The sequence below is a fragment of the Umezawaea sp. genome (assembly GCF_057122925.1).
Window position 1 is genome coordinate 45141 of the sequence record NZ_DBNGPQ010000092.1, and the last position, 11856, is coordinate 56996.

An 11856-nucleotide genomic window follows, 5' to 3' on the forward strand; every position below is an offset into this window, starting at 1 on the left:
CCCCCAACGGTTCTACGCCAGGGACTGGCGAACGGTGAACGGCGGGATCGAGCCGGACAGCAGCGCCAGGTCGTCGATCGTCTCCGGCTGGTAGCCGGAGGTCGCCAGCCGCTCGGTCATCAGCGCGGTCGGGTCCTCGACCACGTCCGCGCGGCCGAACAGGTACGCCCACTCGTGCTCGTCCGAGCCGTAGTAGACGATCGTGTCGAACACGTCGTTGAACCGCTGGAACGAGCGGATCAGCGTCGTGTTGCGCCACATGGTCTGGCAGCCAGCCTGCGTCACCACGACACCGCCGGGCGTGAGCAGCGCCTTGCACATGCGCAGGAACTCCTCGCCGTACAGGCGGTTGTGCTGCGCCTCCTCCTCGCGCTCGTCGGGGAGGTCGACCAGCACGATGTCGTACCTCGCCCCGTTGTCCGCTTCGGCGGCGCCGCGGATGTACTCCCACCCGTCGGTGTACCTCACCCGCACCGGCCCGGTGCCCGCCTCGGCCTCGGCCAGCTCCGACGGCGTGTAGCCGTACGGCAGGTGCTCGGCGCACAGCTTCACGGCCTGGGAGTCGATGTCGACGTGGTCCACGACGGTCGCGCCCGCCCGCACCGCCATCTGGCACACGACGCCCTCGCTGGACCCGATGACCAGCACGCGCTCGACCCGGTCCGCGAGCAGCAGCGCCGGGACCATCAGCGCCTCGTGGTAGGTGAGCTGGCTGAACTCGGTGCTCTGGCGGTCGTCGTCGCAGAACAGGGACCGGCCCTGCGCCGTGTCGGCGATCACCAGGTGCTGGAACTCGGTCTTGGTGTCCACCACGACGTCCTTGACGTCCCAGAGGCGGGTGAGGCCGTCACCCAGCGGTTCCCGAATGGAGTTGTCGATCGTGGTCACGCGTTTTCCTCACCAACGAGAGCCGGGACGCGGTTGCCCCGGCTGATCATGTCCGTCCGTGTCGACGCGGCGCCCAGCGCCTCGGCGAGCAACTGCACCGCAAGCGCGGGTTTCGCCCTCGTGCCGCAGGTGAACACGTCCACGAACACCGATCCGACCTCCGGATAGGTGTGGATGGACGCGTGCGACTCCGAAAGCAGGGCCAGCACGGTGACCCCCTGCGGGTCGAACTGCTTGGAGATCACCTCCAGCACCGTGGCATTCGCCTGGGTGAGAGCTTCACCGAGCGCATGCCGCAGGAACTTCTCGTCGTCGAGGATCTCGGGGCTCACGCCCTCCAACTCGGCGAGCACGTGCTGTCCTGCGAACAAGCCGACCGGCTCCGTCTCGCACGGAACTTCGGACATCAATCACTCCAAACATCTTCAGCGGGACCGAACTGGTGGACATCCGGGGCGTGCTCATCGCACGCAGTACGTGGCCAGCGGGCCGAAACCGTTGAAGGCCACCGAGGAGTAGCTCGACGTGTAGGCGCCCGCGCCGAGCAGGTCGACGTGGTCACCCGCCCGCAGGTCGAGCGGCAGGTCGTAGCGGACGCGCTGGTAGAGCACGTCGTCGGCGTCGCAGGTCGGTCCGGCGAGCACGACCGGGCCGCACTGCCCGTCGTCCTTGCTGGTGCGCAGCGGGTAGGCGATGGCTTCGCCCTCGGTCTCCGCCAAACCACCGTAGCGGCCGACGTCGAGGTAGACCCACCGCCGTTCGTCGGAGTACGACTTCCGCGACACCAGAACGACTTCCGAGCGGATCACGCCGGACTCGGCGACGACCGCGCGGCCGGGCTCGATCATCACGGTCGGCCGGTGCTCGCCGAAGTGCTCGGCGATCGAGGCGGTGATGGCCTCGGCGAAGTCCGCCAGCGGCGGCGGTTCCTCCAGGTACGCCGACGGCAGGCCGCCGCCGAGGTTGACCGTGGACAGCTCCAGGCCCTCGGCCCGCAGCTTCGCGGTGATCGCGCCCGCGTCGGCGATGGCGGCGTCCCAGCCGTGCGGGTCCAGCTGCTGGGACCCGGCGTGGAAGGCGACACCCAGTGCCCGCAGCCCGAGCCGGTCGGCCAGCCGCAGCAGGTCCGTCGCCATCTCCGGGTCGCAGCCGAACTTCTTGCCGAACGGGTAGGTGGACCTGTTGGCCTTGACGAAGATCCGCAGCAGCACGCCCGAACCGGGCGCGTGCTCGGCGATGGCCCGCACGTCCTGCTCGCTGTCCGACACGAACAGCCGCACACCCCGCCCGAAGGCGTAGGCGACGTCGGCGGCCTTCTTGATCGGGTTGCTGTAGGAGATCCGCTCGGCGGGAGCGCCCTGCGCGAGGCACAGGTCGATCTCCGCCGGGCTGGCCACGTCGAACGAGCTGCCCTCCGCGGCCAGCAGGCCGACCACCTCGGGCTCCGGGTTCGCCTTCACGGCGTAGAAGACGCCGACACCGGGGAGCGCGGCCGAGATCGCGGTGTAGCGCTCCCGCACGGTCTCCAGGTCGACGACCAAACAGGGGGTGGCGGGTCGCTCATGATCCAGAAAACGGCGGATGCGAGCTTGTGCCTCCTCACGCCCGGTTCCAACGGGACGTGGCATCAGCGGATCGACCGCTGGTGTGGCAACGCTCTCAGTCATTCCGCCAGGGATCTCCCATCACACCGTGTTCGGGCACGGCCGTCCACTCTAGGTGGTGTCGGCGGAAAACGGGGTACCGGATCTGCCCAATGTGATCGATCAGGCGTTGCGGAGCTCGATCAGGGACACGTCCGGAGGAGCGCCCACCCGGACCGGGGGACCCCAGAAGCCCGCGCCGTTGCTGACGTAGACCGGCATCCCGCCGACCGTCGCCAGCCCGGAGACGACCGGCTGCTGGAGGGTGACGGCGTAGTTGAACGGCCACATCTGGCCGCCGTGGGTGTGGCCCGACAGCTGGAGGTCCACGCCCAGCTCCGCGGCCTGCGTGGCCTGCACGGGCTGGTGCGCGAGCAGGACGACCGGCGTGGACGTGTCGCGGCCGTCGAGCGCCTTCACCATGTCCGGGCCGTCGCCGTAGCCGCGGCCGGTGACGTCGTTGACGCCCGCGAGGTCGAACGAGGCCCCGTCGCGGGCGATGGTGAGCCGCTCGTTGCGCAGCGGGTCCACGCCGAGCCTGCTCAGCTCCGCCAGCCACGGCTGCGCGCCGGAGAAGTACTCGTGGTTGCCGGTGACGAAGAAGCTGCCGTGCCTGCTGACCAGGTCGCGCAGCGGCGCGGCGGCCTCGCCCAGCTCCTCCACGGTGCCGTCGACGAGGTCGCCGACGATGGCGACCAGGTCGGGCTGGAGGCCGTTGATGGTGTTCACGATCCGCTCGGTGTGCGACCGGCCCAGCAGCGGGCCGAGGTGGATGTCGCTGACCACGGCGATCCGGAAGCCCGAGAGCGAGGGGGCGAGCTTGCCCAGGGGGACGGGCACCCGCTTGACGACGGGCCCGCCGAGCGCCTGCGTCGCCCCGTAGCCGACGACGCCGGTCGCGGCGAGCCCGCCCGCGACGGCCAGCGACCGGGCGATGAACAGCCGCCTGCTCGTGTCGACCGGCCCGGCCGGGGGTTCCTCGACCGGTGCCGCCGCGGGCTCGGTTGGCACGGTGACCGGCGCGGGGACCTGCTCGCGGCGCCACACCCGGTTGAGCACCGCGCGGGGCACCTCCAGCACGGCCAGCAGCAGCGTGAGGTAGAGCGTCATCGCCAGCCACAGGTAGCCGGGCCAGGCGAGCACCGCGCCGAGGTCGGGGCCGAGGTACCGGCCGCCGACGAGACCGGCGAACAGGAGCAGGAACATGCCGACGACGGCGGCGGTGCCCAGCCTCCTGCCGCGGGGCGTGGTGGTCGTGTCGCGGACCAGCCGCTTCCACAGGTAGAGGTGGGCGAGGCCGGTCGGCACGCCGAGCAGCAGCAGGAAGATCACGGCGCCAGTGTCCACGTTCTCGCGTTCGTCCGGCGTCTGGCCCCGCGATCGGCCATTCGGGTTGTCGTGTCACGAGCGCGGGACCGTCCGGCCTGGACGGACACCGGCGTCGCGGCGGCGAGGACGGGCATAAATGCGGAAAGTGACCGGGATATTGACGATGATCCGATGCCCCTGCCCCCTGGAATCCAGTGTTGACAGGTTATCCGAGCCGCTGTCACGCTCCCCGCAGCAAGGAGAAACCGCTTGCTTCCACGGGAGGAAGTACAGCGGTGTAATTAACTGGAGTTTCGTGGTGGGGTGGAAAGGAGAAACCAGGCGACTAGGTGGGGGTTCTCTTTTTCCTCATGAGGGGGACCTTCTTAGGGGATAACTCCTGGAAAGAGGCGACGAGATGACCTCGACCTTCGACGACGTGCGGAATGCGATGTGCCTGAACGGTCACGACCTGACTCCGCGCGAGGTCGCGGACATCGCGCGGCGCCCGGTGCGGCCGCGGGTGGGCGTCGACCCCGAAGCGCTCGCGCGCATGGAGTGCTCCCACGGCCTCAAGCTCCGGCTGATCGACCTCGGCCTGCCCCTCTACGGGGTCACGACCGGCTTCGGCGACAGCAGCGCGCGCCAGATCTCCGCGGTCAAGACCGCCGAACTCCAGCGCAACCTCGTCCGCTACCACCTCAACGGCACCGGCCCGCGCAGCAGTCCCGAGGTCGTGCGCGCCACCCTGCTGATCCGGGCCAACTGCTTGGCCAGGGGCCACTCCGGAGTCCGCCCGGCGCTGGTCGCGAGGCTGCTGGCCCTGTTGGAGAACGACGTCCTGCCGATCATCCCGGAGCGCGGCTCGGTCGGCGCGAGCGGTGACCTCGTCCCGCTCTGCTACCTGGCGAGCACCGTCATCGGCGAGGGGGACGTCCGGTTCCGGGGACGCGACGTCCCCGCGGTCGACGCCCTCGCCGAGTGCGGCCTCGAACCGTTCGTGCTGGAGGCCAAGGAGGGCCTGGCGCTCATCAACGGCACCTCCTTCATGTCCGCGTTCGCCGCGCTGGCGGTCGAGTCGGCCAAGGAGGTCGCCGCCGTCGCCGACCTGTGCACCGCGCTCGGCGCGCAGGTGCTGCTCGGCAACCAGGGCCACTACGACCGTTTCATCCACGAGCAGAAACCGCATCCCGGTCAACTCACGAGCGCCGACAACATCCGCGTGTTGTTGGACGGATCAGGTCTTTCGCGAACCTACGGAGAAGTGCTGACCTCCGATCCGATGCCGATCGGGGCGGGCTTCCACCACCTCGACCACGCCGTTCAGGATCGCTATTCCCTGCGCTGCGCACCCGCCGTCACCGGGGTTTTGCGAGATCTCGTGGAATGGGCCGAGAAATGGGTCACCATCGAGATCAACTCGACCAACGACAACCCGCTCTTCGACGCCGCCGACAACGCGGTGCGCAGCGGCGGCAACTTCTACGGCGGGCACATCGGGCAGGCGATGGACGGCCTCAAGCTCGCCGTGGCGAACGTGGCGGACCTGCTCGACCGGCAGCTCGCGCTCGTCGTGGACGAGAAGTTCAACAACGGGATGCCCGCGAACCTGGTGCTGCCGTTCGCCGAGGACGACTGGCGGGCCGGGCTGCACCACGGGTTCAAGGGGATGCAGATCGCCGCGTCCTCGCTCACGGCCGAGGCGCTGAAGCTGACCGCGCCCGCGAGCGCGTTCTCCCGGTCGACCGAGGCGCACAACCAGGACAAGGTCAGCATGGGCACGATCGCCGCCCGTGACGCCAGGACGGTGCTCGAACTGGCCGAGCAGGTCGCCGCGATCCACCTGCTCGCGCTCTGCCAGGCCGCCGACCTGCGCGGACCCGAGCTGCTCAGCCCCGCCACGCGGCCCGCGTTCGACCTGGTGCGCGAGCACGTGCCGATGGTCGACGCCGACCGGCGGATGGACGCCGACATCCACACCGTCGTCTCCCTGATCAGGAGCGGCGCGATGCGGACGTCGTGCAAGCTGCTGTGACGCCCGGCGCGGGGTTCTAGAGCGGTGGGATGAGCCCGGTGAACGTCCGGTTGCCGTCGCAGTGGGGGCACGACCGCCCGTTGTCCACGGTCCTGGGCGTGCCGCCGATCACGGCGAGCACCGGGTTCGCCACGAACCCCGCGCCACCGCACAGCTGGCACACCGTCCGCACCTCGCGGGTCACCTCGAACAGGTCCGACGGGTCTTCCTCGAAGTCCTCGTCGAAGCCCTCGTCGTCGTCCTCGGTGTAGTCGTCGTCCTGCTCGTCGTCCTCGCTCATCAGGGCACCACCGTACCCGTTGAGAGGTGCGCCACCGGCTCGTGGTCGAGGTAGTCCGTTCGAGTGTTTCAGCAGGTACCGTGCCGTACGTCATGCGCACGCTGTTGATCGACAACTACGACTCGTTCACCTTCAACCTGTTCCAGTACCTCGCGCGGGTGAACGAGCACGATCCGGTCGTCATCACGAACGACGATCCGCACTTCCGGCTGACCGATCTCGGCGGTTTCGACAACGTGGTGATCTCACCCGGACCGGGCGACCCCCGGAACAGGGGCGATTTCGGCCTCTGCCAAGACGTCATCGCGCACGCGCGCATTCCTCTGCTCGGTGTTTGCCTCGGGCACCAGGGGCTGTGCCTCGACCGCGGGGCCACCGTCGCGCTCGCGCCGGAACCGCGCCACGGCCGCGTCGACCTGGTCCGGCACACCGGCGCGGACCTGTTCGCCGGGCTGCCCTCGCCGTTCCGGGTGGTCCGCTACCACTCGCTGGCGGTCACCGACCTGCCGCCGGAGCTGGAACCGGTCGCCTGGTCGGACGACGGGGTGCTCATGGCCGTCCGGCACCGGACGCGGCCCGCGTGGGGGGTGCAGTTCCACCCGGAGTCGATCTGCACCGAGCACGGCCACCAGCTGCTGGCGAACTTCCGCCGCCTCACCGAGGAGCACCACGCGGTCGAGCCCGTCGAGCCCGTCCGGGTGACCCGACCGGCCGCCGCGCCGCCGTCGCGGGAGGTCCTGGTGCGGTCGCTGGACGCGCACCCGGACCCCGAGGCCGCGTTCGCGCGGCTGCACGGCTCGTCGCCGGACGCGTTCTGGCTGGACAGCAGCAGCGCGGGCGGGCGGGGGCGGTTCTCCGTGATGGGGGACGCGAGCGGACCGCTGGCGCGGGTCGCCACGGTCGACGTGTTCGCCGGGCGGGTGACCGTGACCGGCGCCGACGGCGTCACCGCGCACGACGGGCCGTTCTTCGACTGGCTGGAGCGCGACCTGGCGGAGAACGCCGTGCGGGCCCCCGACCTGCCGTTCGAGTTCGCGCTCGGCTGGGTGGGCTACCTCGGGTACGAGCTGAAGGCCGAGTGCGGCGGCGAGCTCGCCCACCGGTCCGAGCTCCCGGACGCGGCCATGGTGTTCGCCGACCGCGCGGTGGTGTTCGACCACCTGCTGCGGCGCGTGCACCTGCTGTCGTTGACCGACGACGGCTGGTTCGCCGAGGTCGAGGCCGCGCTGAGCGAGGTCGGCGCGTCGGCCGAGCCGGTGGGAGCGGTCGGCTCCGGGTTCGCCGGGGTGTCGCTGCGGCACGCGGGACCGCACTACCTGAAGCTGGTCGACGCGTGCCTGGAGGCGATCACCGCGGGGGAGACCTACGAGGTGTGCCTGACCAACCAGGTGACCTGGCGCGGCACCGTCGACCCGTGGACCGCCTACCGGTTCCTGCGGCGCGAGAGCCCGGCTCCGTTCGGGGCGCTGCTGCGGTTCGGCGCGCTGTCGGTGCTCAGCACCTCGCCCGAGCGGTTCCTGCGGGTCGACCGCGACCGCGTCGTGCTGTCCGAGCCGATCAAGGGCACCCGGCCGCGCGGTCGCACCCCCGAGGAGGACGCCGCGCTGCGCCACGACCTCGCCACCAGCGTGAAGGACCGCGCCGAGAACCTGATGATCGTGGACCTGGTCCGCAACGACCTCGGGCACAACGCGGAGGTCGGCTCGGTGGAGGTGCCGAGGATCTTCGACGTCGAGACGTACGCGACCGTCCACCAGCTCGTGAGCGGGGTCCGAGCGGTGCTGCGGCCCGGCGCCTCGACCGTGCGGTGCGTTCGCGACGCCTTCCCCGGTGGCTCGATGACCGGTGCGCCGAAGATCCGGACAATGCAGATCCTCGACGGCCTGGAAGGAGGGCCCAGGGGTGTCTACTCAGGAGCCCTCGGTTACTTCTCGCTGTCCGGATCAGCGGACTTCAGCATCGTCATCAGGACTCTCGTGGTCCACGAGGACAAGGTGAGTTTCGGCGTGGGCGGAGCCGTGATCGCCCTCTCGGACGGCGCCGAGGAATTCGAGGAGACGGCGGTCAAGGCGACTGCCGTGCTCCGTCTGCTCGACACGCCGTTTCCCGGTCGTCAGTCGAACGCCGCAGTGGACGCGGAATGGTCCACCACGTGAGTTAACGGCTCGTTTCGCCGCGTTGACCCGCCATCAGGCCAGGCCAACGCGGTGAAACGACGACGTGTCAGGAAGCGTGCGCTTCCTGGAACTGCACGACCAGGCCCTGCGGAATGCGGCCACGGTCGGAGATCTGGTGCCCCTGCGCACGCGCCCAGTCGCGAATGGCCTGCGCCTGAGCCTTGTCACCAGCCTTGACGGTGCTCTTGCCGGTGCCCTTGCGCTGCTTGCGACCTCCAGCGCGACGCGCCTTGGCGACGAAGTCGCCGAGCGACTCGCGCAGCTTGTCCGCATTCTCCTTCGACAGGTCGATGGAGTACTCCACACCGTCCAGCGCGAAGGTTACGGTCTCGTCGGCTTCGCCGCCGTCGAGGTCGTCGATGAGTTGGACGACGGTCTGCTGTGCCACTGTTCCTCCGTATGTGCTCGCATAGCGCGTGCTGCCGTCGACTGTAACTTCGCCACACGCTTCGGGGTCACCATAGTGCACAACGTGAATATCGGCTAACCTTTGAGAGGCAAAATGTGACTGATGCCCCCCGGTCGGGTCATTTTGGTGCCTGACGTTTAAATGCACGTCAAGACGGCGCCGGTTACCGCGACAAACGGCGCGCACGAGGGTGGTGCGGACGCCTATCCTGGAGGCGATACCCACCCAGGGTAGGGAAGGCCGGGAGTGATGCACGGGTACACCTCGAACAAGGACGACTACCTCAAGCGGCTCCGTCGCATCGAAGGCCAGGTGCGCGGTCTCCAGCGCATGGTCGACAACGACGACTACTGCATCGACGTCCTCACCCAGATCTCAGCGGCCACGAAGGCCCTCCAGGCCGTCTCCCTCGGCCTCCTCGACGAACACCTCAAGCACTGCGTCGCCCAGGCCGCGGCGGAGGGCGGTGAGGTCGCGGAGGAGAAGATCCGCGAAGCCAGCGCGGCCATCGGCCGCCTCGTCCGCTCCTAGGGCCCGTTTCCCGAGGGCGCGACCTGATCCAGTACAGTTGCGCCCTGCCGGCCCCCGTAGCCCAACCGGCAGAGGCAGCGGACTCAAAATCCGTCCAGTGTCAGTTCGACTCTGACCGGGGGCACTCCACTCGTTCTCCTCTTCGGCTCCTGACCAGCGGTACCGGTCAGGAGCCGAAGACGTTTGCGGCCCTGCCACCGCGGTGACCGATCGTCCCGCGCAATGGCTCCGAGCCCGTTCGCGGTGACGCGGTGCGCGGCCTTTTCGTTATCCCACCCGTCACCCGCCGTACCCGCGCTTGCGGCGCACTGGTGCATATGCGCACCCGTTCGGAGTCATCCCGCGCGTCCCTCGCTGGTGGTGAATGGAACGGGCTTCCTCGGGTTCTCGCAGCACGTTCTCCGCGTTCGCGGCCGGCGCCGCCGGGGTTTTCGTCGCGCGCGGAGAGGTTGACCCTCATATTTGCGCCGCGGTCCGGTCGGGCGGGTGTCGGGGCCGTCGCGGGGACGAAGTCGTGGTGGAAAGCGAGTGGGCGGTGTGCTAATCACCCGGTGCCCGCCGGTCCTCGCAGGACGGGGCTTTCGCTAACCGGCGGTGGGAAACGCGGTGCGGCACAGGGGTTCGCGGCCGGGTGAATGCGGTTCGGTGATCCGGTCGGTCGACCGGGCGAGGGTCACCTGGTGGTCGTGGGGGACCCGGAAAGGCTTATCGGACTTCGGGCCTTACCGAGTTCGCGACCTGCTCGGGCAGGGCGGGACGGGGGTCGTGCACCGCGCGTACGACTCGCTCACCACTCCACCGCGCGGACCCCGTCGTCGCTGTTCTGCCGCCGTCAGCCGGAGGTTTCCGCTCGCGGTGCCCCCGAAGCCTCGTGCCGACCGGTGTCGGAGTGCACGGGTAGCGTCCTCGCCATGTACGTGAAGCTGTGCGGGCTGCGCACCGAGGCCGACGTCGCGGTCGCCGTGGACGCGGGCGCGGACGCGGTCGGGTTCGTGTTCACCGCGAGCGCCCGGCAGGTCGACCCGGCGACCGCGAAACGGCTCGTGGCCGCCGTTCCGCCCGGTGTCCTGGCGGTCGGGGTGTTCGCGGGCGTCCCCGCCGCCGAGGCGGGTGACCTGGCCGTCGCCGCGGGCGTGGGCGCGGTCCAGTTGCACGGCGACTACCCGCGCGAGGCGTTCGCCGAGCTGGCGGGCCTGCCGGTGCGGCTGGTGCGCGCGACCGCGCTGCGCGCCGACACCGACCTGCGCGTCGGCGCGTACGGCGAGGAGTACCTGCTGCTCGACTCCCCGGTCCCCGGTTCGGGCCACCGCTGGGAACTGGACGCCCTGGCCACCCGCCCGGACGGCCCGTGGCTGCTCGCGGGCGGCCTGGACGTGGCCAACGTCGCCGACGCCGTCACCCGCGCCCAGCCCTGGGGGGTCGACGTGTCGAGCGGCATCGAGTCGTCGCGCGGTGTCAAGGACCACGGCCTGATGCGCGAGTTCGTGGCCGCCGCACACCTCCGCTGAACCACCACGGAACCTCCACGTCCCGGTGGTTGGCTGGGCGCATGGCGGACATCAGCTACCTGGACGACGTGGCGGCCACCCGTGCGGGCCACGACTACAAGCGGGCGCTCCTCGCGGCCCTGGCCCCCACCGGTGCCCACACCGTCCTCGACATCGGCTGCGGCCCCGGCACCGACCTGCCCGCGCTGGCGGCCCTGGCGGGCACCACCGTCGGCGTCGACCACGACCCGACCATGGTCGCCGAGGCCCGCCGCCGCACCGCCGCCCTCCCCGACGTCCGCGTCCTCACCGCCGACGCCCACGCCCTGCCGCTGCCCGACCACTCGGTCGACCGCGCCCGCGCCGACCGCGTCCTCCAGCACGTCGCCGACCCGCTCCGCGTGCTCACCGAGGTCCGCCGCGTCCTCCGCGCCGGCGGCCTGGCCGCGTTCGCCGAGCCGGACTGGGAGACGCTCGTCGTCGATCCGGGCGACCTCGACACGGGCCGCACCCTGGCCCGCTACCTGCGCACCGACGTCGTCCGCAACGCCGTCGTCGGCCGTCAGCTACCCCGCCTGGCGGAGGAGGCGGGCTTGGAGGTCCGCTCAGCCACCGCCACCGCCCCGGTGTTCCGCGACTTCACCGAGGCCGACCGCGTCTTCGGCCTGACCCGCACCGCGGAGCGGGCCGTGCGGGCGGGCGGGCTCACCCGCGCTGAGGTGGACCAGTGGCTGACGGCGTTGACCGCTGGCCCGTTCCTGGCGAGCGTGGTGCTGTCCGCGGTGGTCGTGGTCAAGCGGTAGCCGCTGCCACGGTCGCGTCGTGCACCGGTCCACGTCGGCCGGTGTGGCGGCCAGGCACGGGACGGAGCTGGTCGCGGCCGGCGCCGGGAGTGGACGGTGCTTTGTGGACGGAGGGTGGGCGACCGGGTGGTCGGACGGACCCGCCTGCACCCGTTCGGCGAAGCGGCGGACCGACTCCAGCACCTCGGGCAGCGGCTCCACGCCAATCCGGAAGAAGCGGACTCGTCGCGGTTCACCGGATCAGTGGGACGAACCGGTCGCACAAGGGGGCTGAGCAGCGGTGTTCCGGGGCGTC

11 protein-coding genes and 1 tRNA gene are annotated in these 11856 nt (G+C 70.5%); 6 read left to right on the forward strand and 6 right to left on the reverse strand.

Features of this window, described 5'->3' with window-relative positions:
• Positions 1-12: 12 nt before the first annotated feature.
• From AC156L_RS20675 to AC156L_RS20690, 4 genes are all read right to left on the reverse strand, one after another.
• Positions 13-879, reverse strand: coding sequence for a spermidine synthase (locus AC156L_RS20675; protein WP_330878112.1), 867 nt, complete (start codon positions 877-879; stop codon positions 13-15).
• A 5-nt stretch (positions 880-884) separates the two neighbouring features.
• Complete coding sequence (gene speD, locus AC156L_RS20680; protein ID WP_330878035.1) at positions 885-1295, reverse strand: adenosylmethionine decarboxylase; 411 nt, start codon at positions 1293-1295, stop codon at positions 885-887.
• Positions 1296-1349: 54 nt separating this feature from the next.
• Positions 1350-2516 carry a type III PLP-dependent enzyme gene (locus AC156L_RS20685; protein ID WP_414719975.1) on the reverse strand — a complete coding sequence of 389 codons (1167 nt, stop codon included), beginning with the start codon at positions 2514-2516 and terminating at the stop codon, positions 1350-1352.
• Positions 2517-2654: 138 nt separating this feature from the next.
• On the reverse strand, positions 2655-3863 hold the full coding sequence (locus AC156L_RS20690) for a metallophosphoesterase (protein WP_330878037.1): 1209 nt from the start codon (positions 3861-3863) through the stop codon (positions 2655-2657).
• A 394-nt stretch (positions 3864-4257) separates the two neighbouring features.
• Between AC156L_RS20690 and AC156L_RS20695 the strand changes: the two genes are divergently transcribed.
• Positions 4258-5874, forward strand: coding sequence for an aromatic amino acid ammonia-lyase (locus AC156L_RS20695; protein ID WP_330878038.1), 1617 nt, complete (start codon positions 4258-4260; stop codon positions 5872-5874).
• Between the two features lie 16 nt (positions 5875-5890).
• Here AC156L_RS20695 and AC156L_RS20700 read toward each other — a convergent pair whose 3' ends face one another.
• Positions 5891-6154: a hypothetical protein gene (locus AC156L_RS20700; protein WP_330878039.1), complete on the reverse strand. Its 264-nt coding sequence runs from the start codon at positions 6152-6154 to the stop codon at positions 5891-5893.
• 92 nt (positions 6155-6246) lie between these two features.
• On the opposite strand from AC156L_RS20700, the gene pabB reads away from it, so the two are divergent.
• Positions 6247-8310, forward strand: coding sequence for an aminodeoxychorismate synthase component I (pabB, locus tag AC156L_RS20705; protein ID WP_330878040.1), 2064 nt, complete (start codon positions 6247-6249; stop codon positions 8308-8310).
• Between the two features lie 67 nt (positions 8311-8377).
• Here the strand turns inward: pabB and AC156L_RS20710 are convergent, their stop codons facing one another.
• Positions 8378-8719, reverse strand: a complete 342-nt coding sequence (locus AC156L_RS20710; protein WP_259623707.1) for a histone-like nucleoid-structuring protein Lsr2 — start codon at positions 8717-8719, stop codon at positions 8378-8380.
• 270 nt (positions 8720-8989) lie between these two features.
• On the opposite strand from AC156L_RS20710, the gene AC156L_RS20715 reads away from it, so the two are divergent.
• From AC156L_RS20715 to AC156L_RS20730, 4 genes are all read left to right on the forward strand, one after another.
• Positions 8990-9271: a metal-sensitive transcriptional regulator gene (locus AC156L_RS20715; RefSeq protein ID WP_330878041.1), complete on the forward strand. Its 282-nt coding sequence runs from the start codon at positions 8990-8992 to the stop codon at positions 9269-9271.
• 50 nt (positions 9272-9321) lie between these two features.
• Positions 9322-9395, forward strand: a tRNA-Leu gene (locus AC156L_RS20720).
• 787 nt (positions 9396-10182) lie between these two features.
• Complete coding sequence (locus AC156L_RS20725; protein WP_330878042.1) at positions 10183-10779, forward strand: phosphoribosylanthranilate isomerase; 597 nt, start codon at positions 10183-10185, stop codon at positions 10777-10779.
• 41 nt (positions 10780-10820) lie between these two features.
• Positions 10821-11561 (forward strand): methyltransferase domain-containing protein, encoded by a 741-nt coding sequence (locus AC156L_RS20730; protein WP_330878043.1) that lies wholly within the window; start codon positions 10821-10823, stop codon positions 11559-11561.
• The last annotated feature ends 295 nt before the right edge of the window (positions 11562-11856 follow it).